The 17558-nt window shown below is 56.3% G+C and carries 17 protein-coding genes; 13 read left to right on the top strand and 4 right to left on the bottom strand.

Annotated features, from left to right (window positions below; genetic code table 11):
• Positions 1 to 24 precede the first annotated feature (24 nt).
• The gene (locus GNG29_RS21965; protein ID WP_103177426.1) at positions 25 to 828 is read right to left on the bottom strand and encodes a dienelactone hydrolase family protein; all 804 of its coding nucleotides are present in this window, start codon (positions 826 to 828) and stop codon (positions 25 to 27) included.
• A gap of 251 nt (positions 829 to 1079) precedes the next feature.
• Between GNG29_RS21965 and udp the strand changes: the two genes are divergently transcribed.
• From udp to tatD, 9 genes are all read left to right on the top strand, one after another.
• Entirely contained in the window at positions 1080 to 1841 is a 762-nt protein-coding gene (gene udp, locus GNG29_RS21960; RefSeq protein ID WP_045417628.1) for a uridine phosphorylase, read from the top strand.
• A 139-nt stretch (positions 1842 to 1980) separates the two neighbouring features.
• Positions 1981 to 3405: a DNA recombination protein RmuC gene (rmuC, locus tag GNG29_RS21955; RefSeq protein ID WP_103177425.1), complete on the top strand. Its 1425-nt coding sequence runs from the start codon at positions 1981 to 1983 to the stop codon at positions 3403 to 3405.
• Positions 3406 to 3494: 89 nt separating this feature from the next.
• Positions 3495 to 4250: a bifunctional demethylmenaquinone methyltransferase/2-methoxy-6-polyprenyl-1,4-benzoquinol methylase UbiE gene (ubiE, locus tag GNG29_RS21950; RefSeq protein ID WP_103177424.1), complete on the top strand. Its 756-nt coding sequence runs from the start codon at positions 3495 to 3497 to the stop codon at positions 4248 to 4250.
• Between the two features lie 13 nt (positions 4251 to 4263).
• Positions 4264 to 4869, top strand: coding sequence for a ubiquinone biosynthesis protein UbiJ (ubiJ, locus tag GNG29_RS21945; protein ID WP_103177423.1), 606 nt, complete (start codon positions 4264 to 4266; stop codon positions 4867 to 4869).
• Complete coding sequence (gene ubiB / locus GNG29_RS21940; RefSeq protein WP_103177422.1) at positions 4866 to 6506, top strand: ubiquinone biosynthesis regulatory protein kinase UbiB; 1641 nt, start codon at positions 4866 to 4868, stop codon at positions 6504 to 6506. Before ubiJ ends, ubiB begins: the two co-directional genes overlap by 4 nt.
• 76 nt (positions 6507 to 6582) lie before the next feature.
• Entirely contained in the window at positions 6583 to 6837 is a 255-nt protein-coding gene (gene tatA / locus GNG29_RS21935) for a Sec-independent protein translocase subunit TatA (protein ID WP_103177421.1), read from the top strand.
• Positions 6838 to 6840: 3 nt separating this feature from the next.
• Positions 6841 to 7368, top strand: coding sequence for a Sec-independent protein translocase protein TatB (gene tatB / locus GNG29_RS21930; RefSeq protein ID WP_103177420.1), 528 nt, complete (start codon positions 6841 to 6843; stop codon positions 7366 to 7368).
• A gap of 2 nt (positions 7369 to 7370) precedes the next feature.
• Positions 7371 to 8123 carry a Sec-independent protein translocase subunit TatC gene (gene tatC, locus GNG29_RS21925; protein WP_103177419.1) on the top strand — a complete coding sequence of 251 codons (753 nt, stop codon included), beginning with the start codon at positions 7371 to 7373 and terminating at the stop codon, positions 8121 to 8123.
• Positions 8124 to 8164: 41 nt separating this feature from the next.
• A complete protein-coding gene (gene tatD / locus GNG29_RS21920) occupies positions 8165 to 8947 on the top strand; it encodes a 3'-5' ssDNA/RNA exonuclease TatD (protein WP_103177418.1) in 783 nt (260 codons plus the stop codon).
• Here the strand turns inward: tatD and rfaH are convergent.
• A complete protein-coding gene (gene rfaH / locus GNG29_RS21915; RefSeq protein WP_103177417.1) occupies positions 8944 to 9435 on the bottom strand; it encodes a transcription/translation regulatory transformer protein RfaH in 492 nt (163 codons plus the stop codon). The genes tatD and rfaH overlap by 4 nt on opposite strands.
• A gap of 183 nt (positions 9436 to 9618) precedes the next feature.
• On the opposite strand from rfaH, the gene ubiD reads away from it, so the two are divergent.
• Both ubiD and fre read left to right on the top strand, forming a co-directional pair.
• A complete protein-coding gene (ubiD, locus tag GNG29_RS21910; RefSeq protein ID WP_103177416.1) occupies positions 9619 to 11103 on the top strand; it encodes a 4-hydroxy-3-polyprenylbenzoate decarboxylase in 1485 nt (494 codons plus the stop codon).
• Between the two features lie 43 nt (positions 11104 to 11146).
• Entirely contained in the window at positions 11147 to 11848 is a 702-nt protein-coding gene (gene fre / locus GNG29_RS21905) for an NAD(P)H-flavin reductase (RefSeq protein ID WP_103825360.1), read from the top strand.
• Between the two features lie 183 nt (positions 11849 to 12031).
• On the opposite strand, the gene fadA is transcribed toward fre, so the two are convergent.
• Together fadA and fadB are read right to left on the bottom strand one after the other, a co-directional pair.
• A complete protein-coding gene (gene fadA / locus GNG29_RS21900; RefSeq protein WP_103177414.1) occupies positions 12032 to 13195 on the bottom strand; it encodes an acetyl-CoA C-acyltransferase FadA in 1164 nt (387 codons plus the stop codon).
• 9 nt (positions 13196 to 13204) lie between these two features.
• Entirely contained in the window at positions 13205 to 15394 is a 2190-nt protein-coding gene (fadB, locus tag GNG29_RS21895; RefSeq protein WP_156655349.1) for a fatty acid oxidation complex subunit alpha FadB, read from the bottom strand.
• Positions 15395 to 15581: 187 nt separating this feature from the next.
• On the opposite strand from fadB, the gene pepQ reads away from it, so the two are divergent.
• Both pepQ and GNG29_RS21885 read left to right on the top strand, forming a co-directional pair.
• The gene (gene pepQ, locus GNG29_RS21890) at positions 15582 to 16913 is read left to right on the top strand and encodes a Xaa-Pro dipeptidase (protein ID WP_103177411.1); all 1332 of its coding nucleotides are present in this window, start codon (positions 15582 to 15584) and stop codon (positions 16911 to 16913) included.
• Entirely contained in the window at positions 16913 to 17527 is a 615-nt protein-coding gene (locus tag GNG29_RS21885; protein WP_156655348.1) for an IMPACT family protein, read from the top strand. The genes pepQ and GNG29_RS21885 overlap by 1 nt, the downstream gene beginning before the upstream one ends.
• Positions 17528 to 17558: the final 31 nt, after the last annotated feature.

The following is a 17558-nucleotide window of genomic DNA, read 5'->3' as shown; positions in this document are numbered from 1 at the left end:
GCAGACGTGCCGGGCGTAAGGGTATTATTTTTTAATGCCATACTGCGCAAACCACGCCAGCATCCGCTGCCAGCCATCCTTCGCTGACTCTTCGTGATAGCTCGGACGGTAATCGGCATTAAACGCGTGACCCGCTCCCGGATAGACCACAATCTCCGCCGTTGCGTTCGCCGCGCGCAGGGCATGACGCATCGTCTCGACGGTATCCAGTGGAATGCCGGTGTCTTCGGCGCCATAGAGCCCCAGCACGGGGGCGTTTAAATCGGTAGCCACATCCACCGGATGCTTTGGTGAGTTCAGGGTTTTCTCGCCGACCAGTTTGCCATACCACGCCACGGCTGCTTTCAGCTGCGGGTTATGGGCGGCATAGAGCCAGCTGATCCGTCCGCCCCAGCAGAAACCGGTCGCCAGCAGACGATGAGGATCGCCACCGTTGCGCGCTGCCCAGTTGGCGACATGATCGAGATCCGCCAGCACCTGCGCGTCCGGCACTTTACTGACCAGATTGCTGAACAGGGTAGGGATGTCGCTGTACTCGTTCGGATCGCCCTGACGGAAGTAGAGCTCCGGCGCGACCGCCAGATAGCCTTCCAGCGCCAGGCGGCGACAGATATCGCGAATATGCTCATGTACGCCGAAAATTTCCTGAATCACGATGACGATCGGCAATGCCCCTTGCGCATTTTTGGGCCGGGCATGGTAAGCAGGCATATTATCGCCCTGGGTCGGAATCGAGGTCTCCCCGGCGGTAATCGCCTCGTCGGGGGTAGTGACAACGGTTGAGGCTTGCAGATCAGCAGCAGGGGCAAATCCAGATGTTCCAGTCATGGCATTCTCCGTACCAATTAGCGCAAAAGTAAATATAGTCCGCAGGTTAACAATCCACAGTGCCCGAAACAGGCTATCTTTTGTGCAACAGATAACGATATAAGTCGTTAATGTGATGTTAATCACTATTTCATGGTAATTAAATGCAATCAATTTCATTCGCGGTGATATCTGTCACGAAATTAAGCTATATGCTCCGGTAAAGTACCGCTTTGCTTCTGCTGACAAACTGACCCACAGAGGAGTTTTCTATGTCTAAGTCTGATGTTTTTCATCTCGGCCTCACTAAAAATGATTTACAAGGGGCTACGCTCGCTATCGTCCCTGGCGATCCTGAGCGTGTGGAAAAGATCGCCGCGCTGATGGATAAGCCGGTTAAGCTGGCAGCCCATCGCGAATTCACGACCTGGCGGGCAGAGCTGGATGGCAAAGCGGTGATCGTCTGCTCAACCGGTATCGGTGGCCCGTCTACCTCTATTGCCGTTGAAGAGCTGGCACAGCTGGGCATCCGTACTTTCCTGCGTATCGGTACGACCGGTGCGATCCAGCCGCACATCAACGTTGGCGACGTACTGGTCACCACCGCGTCCGTGCGTCTGGACGGCGCGAGCCTGCACTTTGCCCCGATGGAGTTCCCGGCAGTGGCCGATTTCGAGTGCACCACCGCGCTGGTGGAAGCCGCGAAATCCGTCGGCGCAACCACTCACGTTGGCGTGACCGCCTCCTCAGACACCTTCTACCCGGGCCAGGAGCGCTACGATACCTTCTCCGGTCGCGTGGTCAGCCGTTTCAAAGGCTCGATGGAAGAGTGGCAGTCTATGGGCGTTATGAACTATGAAATGGAATCCGCTACGCTGCTGACCATGTGTGCAAGCCAGGGTCTGCGTGCCGGTATGGTTGCGGGTGTCATTGTGAACCGTACCCAGCAAGAGATCCCGAACGCCGAGACCATGAAGCAGACCGAAAGCCACGCGGTGAAAATCGTGGTGGAAGCGGCCCGCCGCCTGCTGTAATTACTCCTTTTCTTTGCCAAAGGCCGACCCGTTCGGCCTTTTTCTTTGCGTAGCCCCTCGCAGAAAACCCTTTTCAAACTGGACGTTTATACAGCACAATTCTATTTTGTGCGGGTCATACCTTGATGCAGGGGGCGTCGTGGATATTTCCATCCTTTTTTATGTCGTTATCGCGCTGGTCAGCGTCGGCGTGGGCTGGTTGTTCGCCAGCTATCAGCATGCTCAGCAAAAAGCCGATCAGCTGGCCGAACGTGAGGAGATGGTGGCTGCCTTAAGCGCGCTGAAACAACAGGCGGCGCAAAGCGGACACTGGCGCGACGAGTGCGAGCTACTCAATAACGAACTGCGTAATCTGCGGGATATCAACACCTCGCTGGAAGCCGACCTGCGCGAAGTCACCACCCGCCTGGAATCCACCCAACTGCATGCGGAAGATAAAATCCGCCAGATGATCAACAGCGAACAGCGCCTGAGCGAGCAGTTCGAAAACCTGGCGAACCGCATCTTTGAGCAGAGCAACCGCCGTGTTGACGAGCAAAACCGTCAGAGCCTGAACGGTCTGCTGACTCCCCTGCGCGAACAGCTGGACGGTTTTCGTCGCCAGGTGCAGGACAGCTTTGGCCAGGAGGCGCGGGAGCGACACACGCTGGCCCATGAAATTCGCAATCTCCAGCAGCTAAATGCCCAGATGGCCCAGGAAGCGATCAACCTGACCCGGGCGCTGAAAGGCGACAATAAAACCCAGGGCAACTGGGGCGAAGTGGTGTTGACCCGCGTACTGGAAGCTTCCGGCCTGCGTGAAGGGCATGAATATCAGACCCAGGTCAGTATCGAAACAGAATCTCGCGCGCGGATGCAGCCGGATGTCATTGTCCGCCTGCCGCAGGAGAAGGATGTGGTCATCGATGCCAAAATGACGTTGGTGGCCTATGAGCGTTACTTTAATGCCGAGGACGACTACACCCGCGAGACGGCGTTGCAGGAGCATATCGCCTCGGTGCGGAACCACATTCGCCTGCTGGGGCGTAAAGATTATCAGCAGTTACCCGGCCTGCGTTCGCTTGACTATGTGCTTATGTTTATCCCGGTTGAACCCGCCTTCTTACTGGCGCTGGACCGCCAGCCGGAGCTGATCTCCGAAGCGTTAAAAAACAATATTATGCTGGTCAGCCCGACCACGCTGCTGGTGGCGCTGCGTACCATTGCTAATCTTTGGCGCTACGAGCATCAGAGCCGCAATGCCCAGCAGATTGCCGATCGCGCCAGCCGGTTGTACGACAAAATGCGCCTGTTCGTCGATGACATGTCGTCCGTTGGGCAGAGTCTGGATCGCGCCCAGGATAACTATCGTCAGGCGATGAAAAAGCTGGCCTCCGGTCGCGGCAACCTGCTGGCTCAGGCCGAATCGTTCCGCAGCCTTGGCGTGGAGGTTAAACGCGAGATTAATCCGGATTTAGTCGAGCAGGCCACCGCGCAGGATGAAGAGTACCGGTTGCGTGGCGAGGGCGATGTTCAAAAGACAAACAATACGTTAGCAGAGGCACACGCGTCGGCAGACCTGTAGGGCGTTATTCCTGGGGTGGTTGAATCGTAGGGCAAATTCGCCCAATCTGTTACACTTCTCGTACATTTGATTGATAAGCAGGCTCTGAGATGGTTGAAGATTCACAAGACACAACGCACTTTGGCTTTCAGACTGTCGCTAAAGCGCAGAAAGCTGACATGGTGGCCCACGTATTCCATTCCGTGGCGGCGAAGTACGATGTAATGAATGACCTGATGTCATTCGGCATTCATCGCTTGTGGAAGCGCTTCACTATTGATTGTAGCGGCGTGCGTCGTGGGCAAACCGTGCTTGATCTGGCGGGCGGGACCGGCGACCTTACCGCGAAATTCTCGCGTCTGGTAGGGGAAACAGGCCGCGTTGTGCTGGCTGATATCAACGACTCCATGCTGAAAATGGGGCGTGAGAAACTGCGCAATCTCGGTGTGGTCGGCAACGTTGAGTACGTCCAGGCGAACGCCGAGGCGCTGCCTTTCCCGGATAACACTTTTGACTGCATCACCATCTCGTTCGGTCTGCGTAACGTCACCGATAAAGAGAAAGCGCTGCGTTCCATGTACCGCGTGCTGAAACCGGGTGGACGCCTGCTGGTGCTGGAGTTCTCTAAACCGATTATTGAGCCCCTGAGCAAAGCGTACGACGCTTACTCTTTCCACATTCTGCCGCGCATTGGTGAAGTGGTTGCTAACGATGCCGACAGCTATCGCTACCTGGCCGAGTCCATCCGTATGCACCCTAACCAGGACACGTTAAAGGCTATGATGCAGGATGCGGGCTTTGACAATGTTGATTACTTCAACATGACCGCGGGCGTTGTCGCCCTGCATCGCGGGTACAAGTTCTGAGTGGAGGTGGCAGATGCCGTTTAAACCCTTGATCACAGCCGGTGTTGAAAACGTACTCAATACCTTTCTGTATCGCTCGCCCGCGCTCAAAACGGCACGCCAGCGACTGAACGGTAAAGTGCTGCGCGTGGTGGTAAAAGAGTTTTCGACCCCGCTGGTGCTGGTATTTAGCGAGCGTCAGCTCGACGTGCTGGGCGAGTGGGAGGGCGAGGCTGACTGCTCTGTTATCACCCATATGAGTACGCTGCCTAAACTGCGCGATCGCCAGCAGCTCACCGCCCTCATCCGTAGCGGTGAGCTGGAAGTCGACGGCGATATCCAGGTGGTACAAAACTTCGTTTCGCTGGCTGACCTGGCGGAATTTGATCCGGCTGAACTGCTGGCTCCCTGGACGGGCGATATTGCCGCAGAGGGGATCAGTAAAGTGCTGCGCGGCGGTGCCTCATTGCTGAAAAAAGGTTTTCAGCGTCAGCAGCGCTATGCTGCGGAGGTGCTTACCGAAGAGTGGCGCATGGCTCCCGGGCCGCTGGAAGCAGCATGGTTTGCAGAAGAAACCGCAGCGGTTGAACGTTCGGTTGATGCACTGACTAAAAGGCTTGAAAAGCTGGAGGGCAAATGACGCCAGGTGAAATTCGGCGCCTCTATTTTATCATCCGCACCTTTTTGAGCTACGGGCTCGATGAGTTGATCCCTCGAATGCGTATTACCTTGCCGCTGCGCCTCTGGCGGCAAACGCTATTCTGGATGCCAAATCGCCATAAAGACAAGCTGCTCGGTGAGCGGCTGCGGCTGGCGTTGCAGGAGCTGGGTCCGGTATGGATCAAGTTCGGCCAGATGCTCTCGACCCGCCGCGATCTCTTCCCTCCCCAGATTGCCGATCAGCTGGCTCTGCTGCAGGATAAAGTCGCCCCGTTCGATGGCCGGCTGGCAAAGCGGCAGATCGAAAAGGCGATGGGTGATATCCCGGTAGAAAGCTGGTTCGATGACTTCGACATCCAACCGCTGGCTTCGGCCTCTATCGCCCAGGTTCACACCGCGCGGCTGAAAGAGAACGGCAAAGAGGTGGTCATCAAGGTGATCCGCCCGGATATTCTGCCGATCATCAGAGCCGACATGAGACTCATCTACCGTCTGGCTCGCTGGGTGCCGCGTCTGTTGCCTGATGGCCGTCGCCTGCGTCCGATGGAAGTGGTGCGTGAATATGAAAAGACGCTGATTGATGAGCTGAATCTGCTGCGTGAATCGGCGAACGCGATTCAGCTGCGCCGCAACTTTGAAAACAGCCCGATGCTGTATGTGCCGGAGGTCTACTCCGACTATTGCAGCCAGGACATGATGGTGATGGAGCGCATCTACGGCATCCCGGTATCGGACGTCGCGACCCTCGAAAAGCAGGGCACCAACATGAAGCTGCTGGCCGAGCGTGGCGTACAGGTCTTCTTTACCCAGGTGTTCCGCGACAGCTTCTTCCATGCCGACATGCACCCCGGCAATATCTTCGTGAGTTACGAGCACCCGGAAGATCCGCAATACATCGGCATTGACTGCGGTATCGTCGGCTCGCTGAACAAAGAAGATAAGCGCTATCTGGCCGAGAACTTTATCGCCTTCTTCAATCGCGATTACCGTAAAGTGGCTGAACTGCACGTCGACTCCGGTTGGGTTCCTCCGGACACCAACGTCGAAGAGTTTGAGTTCGCTATTCGGACGGTTTGTGAGCCTATTTTCGAGAAACCGCTGGCGGAGATCTCGTTTGGCCATGTGCTGCTGAACCTGTTCAATACCGCCCGACGCTTCAATATGGAAGTGCAGCCGCAATTAGTTTTACTTCAGAAAACATTACTTTACGTTGAAGGGGTGGGGCGGCAACTCTATCCTCAGTTAGACTTATGGAAAACGGCAAAACCGTTCCTTGAGTCCTGGATCAAAGACCAGGTTGGGCTGCCTGCCCTGGTCCGCTCCCTGAAAGAGAAAGCACCTTTCTGGATCGAAAAAATGCCCGAACTGCCGGAACTGGTGTACGACAGTTTGCGTCAGAGCAAAAACTTGCAACATAGCGTAGATAAAATCGCTCGTGAGCTGCAAACCAATCATGTGCGTCAGGGCCAGTCACGGTATCTGTTTGGCATAGGCGCCACGCTGTTGTTAAGCGGCACGCTATTGCTAATCAACCGTCCTGACTGGGAGTTGATGCCCGCCTGGCTGATGGCCGGTGGAGTGGTGGTCTGGCTGGCAGGATGGCGTAAAACACGCTGAATTGCATCGCTATCGCAGGGCCGCATAACGTATAATGCGGCCTGATTAATTTATCATCTACAACTGAGGAAGAAGTATGGGTGGTATCAGTATCTGGCAATTGGTGATTATTGCCGTCATCGTCGTGCTGCTTTTCGGTACCAAAAAACTGGGTTCTATCGGTTCCGATCTTGGCGCCTCCATCAAAGGCTTCAAGAAAGCGATCAAAGATGATGACGAGAAGCAGGACAAATCCAGCCAGGACGCGGATTTCACTGCTAAATCTATCGCCGATAAACCAGACGACGTCAAAAAGGAAAATGCTAAACGCCACGATAACGAGCAGGTGTAATCCGTGTTTGATATTGGTTTTAGCGAACTGCTGCTGGTATTCGTGATTGGCCTCATTGTACTGGGGCCACAGCGTTTGCCGGTGGCAGTAAAAACAATTGCAGGCTGGGTGCGGGCGCTACGTTCGCTTGCGACAACGGTTCAAAACGAGCTGGCGCAGGAGCTTAAGCTGCAGGAGTTTCAGGACAGCCTGAAAAAAGTGGAGAAGGCGAGCATGGATAACCTGACGCCGGAACTCAAAGCCTCCATGGATGAACTGCGCGAAGCGGCGGAATCCATGAAGCGCTCCTACAGCGTTAACGACCCGGAAAAAGCGAGTGATGAAGCCAACACCATTCGCAATCCGCTGGTCAAAGATAACGAAGCGCAGCACGAAGGCGTGACGCCTGCTACCGCAGAACACCAGGCCAGTGCGCCCGAACAGACGCCTTCAGAGCCGGTGATCAAAAATTCAGAACCGACGCCAGCGTCCGCAGAGAAGAAGCCTGCCCCCGTCGCTGATGCGTCCCCCTCGTCGAGTGATAAAGCGTAAATATGGCAGTAGATGAAACTCAACCGCTGATTACGCACCTGATCGAGCTGCGTAAGCGCCTGCTGAACTGCATTATTGCGGTCTTCCTCATTTTTATAGGCCTGGTCTATTTCGCCAACGACATCTATCAGGTGGTCTCTGCGCCGCTGATTAAACAGATGCCGCTGGGTGCAACCATGATTGCGACCGATGTCGCGTCGCCCTTCTTCACGCCGATTAAGCTGACCTTCTGGGTGTCGCTGATTGCTTCTGCCCCGGTGATCCTTTACCAGGTCTGGGCCTTTATTGCCCCTGCGCTGTATAAGCATGAACGCCGTCTGGTGATCCCGCTGCTGGTCTCCAGCTCGCTGCTATTTTATATCGGCATGGCCTTCGCCTACTTCGTGGTTTTCCCCCTGGCCTTTGGCTTCCTGGCAAACACCGCGCCGGTAGGGGTCCAGGTCTCGACGGATATTGCCAGTTATCTGAGCTTCGTTATGGCGCTGTTTATGGCCTTCGGCGTGGCGTTTGAGGTGCCGGTTGCCATCGTGCTGCTCTGCTGGGTGGGGATCACCACGCCGGAAGACTTGCGTAAAAAGCGTCCGTACATTCTGGTGGGTGCCTTCGTCATTGGCATGATGCTAACGCCGCCGGATGTCTTCTCGCAAACCCTGCTGGCAATCCCGATGTATTGCCTGTTTGAGGTCGGCGTCTTCTTCTCGCGCTTCTATATTGGAAAGCGACGTGAAGATCACGAGGAAGAGTCAGAAGAATAAAACCAACCGCCCGCCAGGGCGGTTGTCATATGGGAGCGAGTATGTTTGATATCGGTCTGAACCTGACCAGTCCCCAGTTTGCCCAGGATCGCGATGAGGTCGTTGCCAGGGCCTTCGCTGCCGGGGTAAAGGGCTTACTGCTGACGGGCACCAACCTGCATGAAAGTGAGCAGGCGCAGCAGCTGGCTCAACGTTACGATCGCTGCTGGTCAACGGCAGGCGTTCATCCTCACGACAGCAGCCAGTGGACGACAGAGAGCGCAGATACGCTGCGGGCGTTAGCCGCCTCGCCTGAGGTCGTGGCAATCGGAGAGTGTGGCCTCGACTTTAATCGCAACTTCTCCACCCCCACCGAGCAGGAGCATGCCTTTAGCGCCCAGCTTGCACTGGCCGCGGAGCTGGGTATGCCAGTATTTATGCACTGCCGTGACGCTCACGAACGCTTTCTGGCGTTGCTGGAACCCTGGCTGGATAAACTGCCCGGCGCGGTGCTGCACTGTTTTACCGGCACGCGTGAGGAGGCGATAGCTTGTCTGGATCGTGGCTTATATCTGGGGATCACCGGCTGGGTCTGCGATGAACGGCGCGGGCTGGCGCTGCGTGAACTGTTACCGGTTATTCCTGCCGAACGCCTGCTGATTGAGACCGATGCGCCGTACCTGCTGCCGCGCGATCTCAGCCCTAAACCGGCCTCACGGCGTAATGAGCCAGCCTGGCTGGGCCATATACTTGAGCGGGTGGCCCACTGGCGCGGCGAAGAGACGCAGTGGCTGGCTGCGCAGACGGATGACAACGTGCGTCGTCTGTTTGGCGTCGACTTTTAAACTTTGCGGAAACTGGTGTTTTTCACGCTCTGCTTCACTTCTTTATTCAGCAAGTTCAGCAGCAGCATGGAGCGGGCTTCCCCATCCGGCTCAGCGAAAATCGCTACCAGCCCTTCGAACGCCCCTTCGGTGATCACCACATCATCGCCGGAGAAGGGCGTATCAGGATCGGTCATGCCTTCTGGCTGTTTATAAACCGAGAGCTGGTGGATGACGGAAGAGGGCACCGTGGCCGGATGAACGCCAAAGCGCACGAAGTGGCTGACGCCGCGCGTCGCATTGATGGTGGTGGTGTGGATCACTTCAGGGTCGAATTCAACAAACAGATAGTTAGGAAACAGCGGCTCGCTGACGGTTGTACGTTTACCGCGAACCATTTTTTCCAGCGTGATCACAGGCGTCAGACAGTTCACTGCCTGGCGTTCCAGATGTTCCTGAGCACGCTGAAGTTGCCCACGCTTGCAATACAGTAAATACCAGGCCCGCATAATGACTCTTTTCCGCTTGTTATGCCGGCAAGCATATCAAAACCCTGGCGGGATCGCTAAGCTGATTATAATGGCAGTACGCAGAAGAAGCCGTGAATCTTCACGCTAATTTAACAAAAATACAGCATCACGCAGTCTTACGCCGTATAATGAACCGCATACAGAGAGAGCTTGACTAACTGCATGAAATACAACGATCTACGCGACTTCCTGGAACTGCTGGAAAAGCAGGGCGAACTCAAACGTATTACCCTGCCTGTCGATCCTTATCTGGAGATGACAGAGATTGCCGACCGCACCCTGCGTGCCGGTGGGCCCGCGCTGCTGTTTGAAAATCCGAAAGGCTACACCATGCCGGTGCTCTGTAACCTGTTTGGCACACCCAGGCGTGTGGCGATGGGGATGGGGCAGGAGGATGTCAGCGCGTTGCGTGAAGTAGGTAAGCTGCTGGCTTTTCTGAAAGAGCCTGAGCCACCAAAAGGTTTTCGCGATCTCTTTGATAAGCTGCCGCAGTTTAAGCAGGTGTTGAACATGCCGACCAAACGGCTGCGTGGTGCCCCCTGCCAGCAGAAAATCGTGGAAGGCGATGCGGTCGATCTGACCCGAATTCCCATCATGCAGTGCTGGCCAGAAGACGCCGCCCCGCTGATCACCTGGGGCCTGACCGTAACGCGCGGGCCGCACAAAGAGCGCCAGAATCTTGGGATCTACCGTCAGCAGCTGATCGGTAAAAACAAACTCATTATGCGCTGGCTGTCGCACCGCGGCGGCGCGCTTGATTTCCAGGAGTGGTGTGCTGCGCATCCGGGCGAACGCTTCCCGGTCTCCGTGGCGCTGGGTGCCGATCCGGCCACTATACTCGGCGCAGTGACGCCGGTGCCCGACACGCTGTCGGAATATGCCTTTGCCGGGTTACTGCGTGGCACCAAAACCGAAGTGGTGAAGTGCGTTTCTAACGATCTGGAAGTGCCCGCCAGCGCTGAAATCGTCCTCGAAGGCTACATCGAAGCTGGAGAGATGGCCCCGGAAGGGCCGTATGGCGACCACACCGGCTATTACAATGAAATAGACAACTTCCCGGTATTTACCGTAACGCACATTACCCAGCGGGAAGATGCGATTTACCACTCCACCTATACCGGCCGTCCACCAGATGAACCTGCCGTACTGGGCGTGGCGCTCAACGAAGTGTTTGTGCCTATTCTGCAAAAACAGTTCCCGGAGATCGTTGATTTCTATCTGCCGCCGGAAGGGTGCTCTTATCGCCTGGCGGTAGTAACCATTAAGAAGCAGTATGCGGGTCACGCTAAACGGGTGATGATGGGCGTATGGTCTTTCCTGCGCCAGTTTATGTATACCAAGTTTGTGATCGTTTGCGATGATGACGTCAACGCCCGAGACTGGAATGACGTAATCTGGGCCATTACCACCCGTATGGATCCGGCACGCGATACCGTGTTAGTCGAAAACACGCCAATTGATTACCTGGATTTTGCCTCGCCGGTTTCCGGTCTTGGCTCAAAAATGGGACTGGATGCCACCAATAAATGGCCCGGCGAAACCCAACGTGAATGGGGTCGACCGATCAAAAAGGATCCTGAGGTGACTGCGCGAATTGACGCGATCTGGGATGAACTGGCCATAATGAATAACGGTAAAGACGCCTGAATGCGCCCGTTATGCCCTATAGACTTCCCGACAGAGAGAGCGAATGACAACCTTAAGCTGTAAAGTGACCTCGGTAGACGCTATCACCGACACTGTATATCGCGTCCGTTTAGTACCTGAATCGGCGTTCTCCTTCCGCGCTGGCCAGTATTTGATGGTGGTGATGGATGAACGGGATAAGCGCCCTTTCTCAATGGCCTCCACGCCGGATGAGCAAGAGTTTATCGAGCTACACATTGGGGCGTCGGAGCTCAACCTGTATGCGATGGCGGTGATGGATCGCATTCTGAAAGAGAACGTGATTGAAGTTGATATGCCTCACGGGGAAGCCTGGCTGCGCGATGACGAAGAGCGTCCGCTCATCCTGATTGCCGGCGGCACCGGTTTCTCCTACGCGCGCTCTATCCTGCTGACGGCGCTGGCGCGTAATCCGGACCGGGATATCACCATCTACTGGGGTGGCCGCGAGTCGAAGCACCTTTACGATCTGTCCGAGCTGGAAGCGCTGAGCGTGACCCATCCAAACCTGCGCGTTGAGCCGGTGGTGGAGCAGCCGGAAGAGGGATGGCGCGGCCGCAGCGGCACCGTGTTAACGGCGGTACTGCAGGATCATGGCACCCTGGTAAATCACGATATCTATATTGCCGGTCGTTTCGAAATGGCGAAAATTGCCCGTGACCTGTTCTGCAACGAGCGTGGCGCGCGTGAAGATCGTCTGTTTGGCGACGCATTTGCCTTTATTTGAGACGAAAAAAACCCGCCCCTGACAGGCGGGAAAACGGCAACTAAAACTTTCCCCGTCATCATTCACGCTGCCTCTTTGTTGGCTGCCTTTGCTCACCCCGGTCACATAGTTAACTATGCTCCCGGGGATTCGCGCAGTTGCCGCCGCGATGCAACGCGAATGATTTAGGGGAATATTCTTCGATTACACCCTCTCAAACACCGTCGCGATCCCCTGACCCAGGCCGATACACATAGTCGCCAGACCAAACTGAGCATCTTTACGTTCCATCAGGTTAATCAGCGTGGTGCTGATACGCGCCCCGGAACAGCCCAGCGGGTGACCCAGCGCAATGGCGCCGCCGTTGAGGTTAATCTTCTCGTCGATCTGATCCATCAGGCCCAGATCCTTAATGCACGGCAGGATCTGCGCGGCGAAGGCTTCGTTCATCTCGAACACGTCGATATCGCTGGTGGAAAGCCCGGCTTTTTTCAGCGCCAGCTTTGAGGCCGGTACCGGGCCGTAACCCATAATCGATGGATCGCAGCCCACGACCGCCATCGAGCGGATACGGGCGCGCGGCGTCAGACCCAGCTCGCGGGCGCGGCTTTCGCTCATGACCAGCATGGCGGCAGCACCATCGGAGAGGGCGGAAGAGCTGCCCGCCGTCACGGTGCCGGTCACCGGATCAAAGGCCGGTTTCAGCGCGGAGAGCGCTTCAACGGTGGTTTCCGGACGGATCACTTCGTCGAAGTAGAACTGTTTCAGCACGCCATCGGCATCGTGGCCGCCCGTCGGCAGGATCTCATTTTTGAAGGCGCCGGACTGCGTCGCGGCCCAGGCACGGGCGTGCGAGCGGGCGGCAAAGCTGTCCTGCATTTCACGGCTGATGCCGTGCAGACGGGAGAGCATCTCTGCCGTTAGCCCCATCATGCCCGCGGCTTTCGCCACGGTACGGCTCATGCCGGGATGAAAATCGACGCCGTGGCTCATCGGCACGTGGCCCATGTGTTCCACACCGCCAATCATGCACACCTGCGCGTCGCCGGTCATGATCATGCGTGCCGCATCGTGCAGGGCCTGCATCGACGAACCGCACAGGCGGTTGACGGTGACAGCCGGTACTGAGTGCGGGATTTCCGCCAGCAGCGCGGCGTTACGGGCAATGTTAAAACCCTGCTCCAGGGTCTGCTGTACGCAGCCCCAGTAGATATCGTCCAGCGCGGTGGCTTCCAGCGCCGGGTTGCGCGCCAGCAGGCTACGCATTAAATGTGCGGAGAGATCTTCCGCGCGCACGTTACGAAATGCGCCGCCCTTCGAACGGCCCATCGGGGTGCGAATTGCATCGACAATGACAACCTGTTCCATTGTGACTCCTTAAGCCGTTTTGATTGCGCCAACCGGACGGGCAGGCTCAACCGGAGGATAGTACGCTTCGTTGTGACGCGCTTTGGCACGCAGACCTTCCGGGGCGTGATACAGCGGGCCGAGATGCTCGTACTGTTGCGTCATATCCAGATAGCGGGCGCTGCCGAGCGTATCCAGCCAGCGGAACGCGCCGCCGTGGAACGGAGGGAAGCCCAGGCCGTACACCAGCGCCATATCGGCTTCCGCCGGGCTGGCGATAATGCCCTCTTCGAGACAGCGCACCACTTCATTGACCATCGGGATCATCATGCGGGCAATGATCTCTTCGTCGCTGAAATCACGCTTCGCCTGGCTGACCTCTGCCAGCAGGCTGTCCACGGTGGCATCTTCCTCTTTCTTCGGTTTGCCCTTGCTGTCTTCTTTATAACGCCAGAAGCCGAGGCCGTTTTTCTGACCGTAGCGATTCGATTCAAAGAGTGCGTCGATGGCATCGCGGTAATCTTTCTGCATCCGCGCCGGGAAACCAGCCGCCATTACTGCCTGGGCGTGATGGGCGGTATCAATGCCGACAACATCCAGCAGATAGGCCGGGCCCATTGGCCAGCCAAACTGTTTTTCCATCACTTTGTCGATCTTGCGGAAATCCGCCCCGTCGCGCAGCAGCTGGCTGAAACCGGCAAAGTAGGGGAACAGCACGCGGTTGACGAAGAAGCCCGGGCAGTCATTCACCACAATCGGGGTTTTGCCCATCTTGCTGGCCCACGCCACCACTTTGGCGATCGTTTCATCGGAGGTTTTTTCTCCGCGAATCACTTCAACCAGCGGCATACGGTGCACCGGGTTAAAGAAGTGCATACCGCAGAAGTTTTCCGGGCGCTTCAGCACGCTGGCCAGTTCGCTGATTGGTATGGTAGAGGTGTTGGATGCCAGCACAGTCTCCGGGCGAACCTTCTCTTCTGTTTCCGCCAGCACCGCTTTTTTCACTTTCGGGTTTTCAACTACCGCTTCGACGACCACATCCACGCGATCGAAACCGCTGTATTCCAGCGTCGGATGAATAGTAGAGATCACCCCGGAGAGCTTCAGACCGTCGATCTTGCCGCGCTCCAGCTGTTTGTTCAGCAGCTTGGCCGCTTCCGTCATGCCCAGCGTCAGGGATTTGTCGTTGATATCTTTCATGACAACCGGCACGCCTTTCCATGCCGACTGATACGCAATACCGCCGCCCATAATGCCCGCACCCAGCACCGCAGCCTGTTTTGGCGTCTCGACATGTTTGGTCAGCTGCTTCGCTTTGCCCTTCACGAACTGATCGTTGAGGAAAATACCCACCAGGGCACGCGCTTCGTTGGTGTGAGCCAGCGGAACGAAACTTTGGTTTTCTAATTTCAGTGCTTCGTCACGGCCCAGACGTGCGGCGGCTTCGATGGTTTTCACCGCGGTGATGGGCGCCGGATAGTGTTTACCCGCCGTCTGCATCACCATGCCTTTAGCGATGGTGAAGCTCATGGTGGCTTCAATTTTACTTAAGTGCAGCGGCTCCAGTTTCGGCTGGCGTTTTGCTTTCCAGTCGAGATCGCCGTTAATCGCCTGGCGCAGTATCGCCAGTGCCCCTTCATGAAGTTTTTCCGGCTTAACGACGCCATCCACCAGACCGAGTTTTAATGCCTGATCGGCACTGACATCTTTACCCGCGGCAATAATTTCCAGGGCGCTATCGGCACCCAGCAGGCGCGGCAGACGTACCGAGCCGCCAAAGCCCGGCATGATGCCCAGCTTCGTTTCAGGCAGACCAATGCGCAGATCCGGCGTCGCCAGACGATAATCGGTCGCCAGCACGCATTCACAGCCGCCACCCAGCGCATAGCCATTAACCGCAGAAAGGGTCGGGACCGGCAGATCTTCCAGACGGTTAAAGACGCTGTTGGCGAAATGGAGCCACTGGCTCAGCTGCTCCTGTGGTACCAGGAACAGCGAGAGGAATTCGGTGATGTCTGCGCCGACAATAAATGCCGCTTTTTCGGAACGCAGCAGCAGACCTTTTAAATCGGTTTGTTTTTCAAGAACGTCCAGCGCCTGGCCAAGGCTGGCCACGGTTGCGGTATCAAGCTTGTTCACTGAGCCGGGGGCGTCGAACACCAGTTCGGCAATGCCACCTTCCAGCCAGTCTACGTACAGGGTGTCGCCTTTGTAGAGCATGTCAGTCTCCTGAATCCAGCAATTGGATCTGGTCATACCAGATGAAACGGAGTGTGGGTTTTGTGTTAATGAAATGCAAATTAGTCATTAAATAATTGTAGGTCTGATCACGCTCGGCGAAGATCACGCAGCTTTTCTGAGGTGTGCTAAGATGCGGGGACTTGAGGTCAAAACGAAAGGAATAATGATGGACTCACTGGCCGCGCTCTACAAAAATCATATTGTTACGTTACAGGAACGTACACGCGACGTACTGGCTCGCTTTAAGCTGGATGCGTTGCTCATCCACTCCGGCGAACTGTTTAATGTCTTCCTTGACGATCATGCTTATCCCTTCAAGGTGAATCCGCAATTTAAAGCCTGGGTGCCGGTAACGCAGGTTCCCAATTGCTGGTTGCTGGTGGATGGTGTGAACAAGCCGAAACTCTGGTTCTATCTGCCAGTGGATTACTGGCACAACGTGGAGCCGCTGCCGACCTCATTCTGGACGGACGAGATAGAGGTGATTGCCCTGCCGAAAGCGGACGGTATTAGCAGCCAGTTACCCGCGGCTCGCGGTAACATTGCCTATATTGGCCCGGTGCCTGAACGGGCACTTGCCATGGAGATCACAGCGGAAAACGTCAACCCGAAAGGGGTGATCGACTATCTGCACTATTACCGCTCATATAAGACCGACTATGAACTGGCGTGTATGCGTGAAGCGCAAAAAACCGCGGTTAACGGCCATCGTGCGGCACATGAAGCGTTCCTGTCCGGCATGAGCGAGTTCGATATTAACCAGGCTTACCTGACGGCGACCGGCCATCGTGATACCGATGTGCCTTACAGCAACATCGTGGCGCTGAACGAACATGCGGCGGTGCTGCATTACACCAAACTCGATCACCGCGCGCCGTCCGAAATGCGCAGCTTCCTGCTGGATGCCGGGGCGGAATATAACGGTTATGCCGCTGACCTGACCCGTACCTGGGCCGGAAACAGCGACACCGAGTTCGCTGCGCTTATCAAAGACGTGAATGATGAACAGCTTGCCCTGATCGCCACCATGAAGGCGGGCGTGAGCTACGTGGAGTACCACATCCAGTTCCATCAGCGCATTGCGAAACTGCTGCGTAAGTACCAGATCGTCAGCGATATGAGCGAAGAGGCGATGGTGGAAAACGACCTGACCGGGCCCTTTATGCCGCACGGTATCGGCCATCCGCTGGGTCTGCAGGTCCACGATACGGCGGGCTTTATGCAGGATGATACCGGTACGCACCTGGCGGCGCCGTCTAAATATCCCTACCTGCGCTGCACCCGTATTCTGCAACCGCGCATGGTGCTGACCATCGAGCCGGGCATCTACTTTATAGAGTCGCTGCTGGCGCCGTGGCGTGAAGGGCAGTTCAGCAAACACTTCAACTGGCAGAAAATCGAAGCGCTGAAGCCGTTTGGTGGGATCCGTATCGAAGATAACGTGGTGATCCACGAGAACGGTACTGAAAACATGACGCGAGATCTGAAGCTGGCGTAATGGAAAGCTGGCTCATACCGGCAGCGCCGGTCACCTTTACGGAAGAGATCAAGAAAAGCCGTTTCATCACGCTGTTGGCGCATACCGACGGCGTGGAGGCGGCGAAGGCGTTTGTAGAGTCAGTAAGAGCGGAGCATCCCGACGCCCGCCACCACTGCGTGGCGTGGGTGGCCGGGCCGCCTGACGACTCGCAAAAGCTCGGGTTCTCGGATGATGGTGAACCGGCGGGCACGGCGGGCAAACCCATGCTCTCGCAGCTCATGGGCAGCGGCGTTGGCGAAATCACCGCCGTCGTGGTGCGATACTACGGCGGCGTATTACTGGGAACGGGCGGGCTGGTCAAGGCCTATGGCGGCGGCGTCCAGCAGGCGCTTAATCAGCTGACGACTATCCGCAAAACGCCACTTACCGAATATACTTTATTGTGCGATTACGCCCAGTTATCCGGCATCGAGGCCTTGCTGAAGCAGTATCAGGGCCTGATCGTACTCAGTGACTACCAGGCGATGGTGCACTTGCGGGTGGCATTACCCCAGGCGGCGCTTCCGGCATTCTCAGCAAAACTGGCTGATTTTAGTCGTGGTTCGTTGCAATTGCGGCCGATTGAAGAATAATCCCCACCCTACTTATTGAATACCAAAGGAA

Source organism: Leclercia sp. Colony189 (assembly GCF_009740165.1).
In the GTDB taxonomy this organism is placed as follows: Bacteria; Pseudomonadota; Gammaproteobacteria; order Enterobacterales; family Enterobacteriaceae; genus Enterobacter.
The sequence above is the reverse complement of the archived record's forward strand: the minus strand, read 5'-3'. Positions and strand labels throughout refer to the sequence as shown.

Bases quoted from the DNA above. Each gene is read 5' to 3' on its own strand.
- fadA (WP_103177414.1), bottom strand. From the start codon at position 13,195: ATGGAACAGGTTGTCATTGTCGATGCAATTCGCACCCCGATGGGCCGT.
- pepQ (WP_103177411.1), top strand. From the start codon at position 15,582: ATGGACTCACTGGCCGCGCTCTACAAAAATCATATTGTTACGTTACAG.
- ubiB (WP_103177422.1), top strand. From the start codon at position 4,866: ATGACGCCAGGTGAAATTCGGCGCCTCTATTTTATCATCCGCACCTTT.
- tatC (WP_103177419.1), top strand. From the start codon at position 7,371: ATGGCAGTAGATGAAACTCAACCGCTGATTACGCACCTGATCGAGCTG.
- ubiE (WP_103177424.1), top strand. From the start codon at position 3,495: ATGGTTGAAGATTCACAAGACACAACGCACTTTGGCTTTCAGACTGTC.
- fadB (WP_156655349.1), bottom strand. From the start codon at position 15,394: ATGCTCTACAAAGGCGACACCCTGTACGTAGACTGGCTGGAAGGTGGC.
- rfaH (WP_103177417.1), bottom strand. From the start codon at position 9,435: ATGCGGGCCTGGTATTTACTGTATTGCAAGCGTGGGCAACTTCAGCGT.
- ubiJ (WP_103177423.1), top strand. From the start codon at position 4,264: ATGCCGTTTAAACCCTTGATCACAGCCGGTGTTGAAAACGTACTCAAT.
- udp (WP_045417628.1), top strand. From the start codon at position 1,080: ATGTCTAAGTCTGATGTTTTTCATCTCGGCCTCACTAAAAATGATTTA.
- GNG29_RS21965 (WP_103177426.1), bottom strand. From the start codon at position 828: ATGACTGGAACATCTGGATTTGCCCCTGCTGCTGATCTGCAAGCCTCA.
- ubiD (WP_103177416.1), top strand. From the start codon at position 9,619: ATGAAATACAACGATCTACGCGACTTCCTGGAACTGCTGGAAAAGCAG.
- fre (WP_103825360.1), top strand. From the start codon at position 11,147: ATGACAACCTTAAGCTGTAAAGTGACCTCGGTAGACGCTATCACCGAC.
- tatA (WP_103177421.1), top strand. From the start codon at position 6,583: ATGGGTGGTATCAGTATCTGGCAATTGGTGATTATTGCCGTCATCGTC.
- tatD (WP_103177418.1), top strand. From the start codon at position 8,165: ATGTTTGATATCGGTCTGAACCTGACCAGTCCCCAGTTTGCCCAGGAT.
- GNG29_RS21885 (WP_156655348.1), top strand. From the start codon at position 16,913: ATGGAAAGCTGGCTCATACCGGCAGCGCCGGTCACCTTTACGGAAGAG.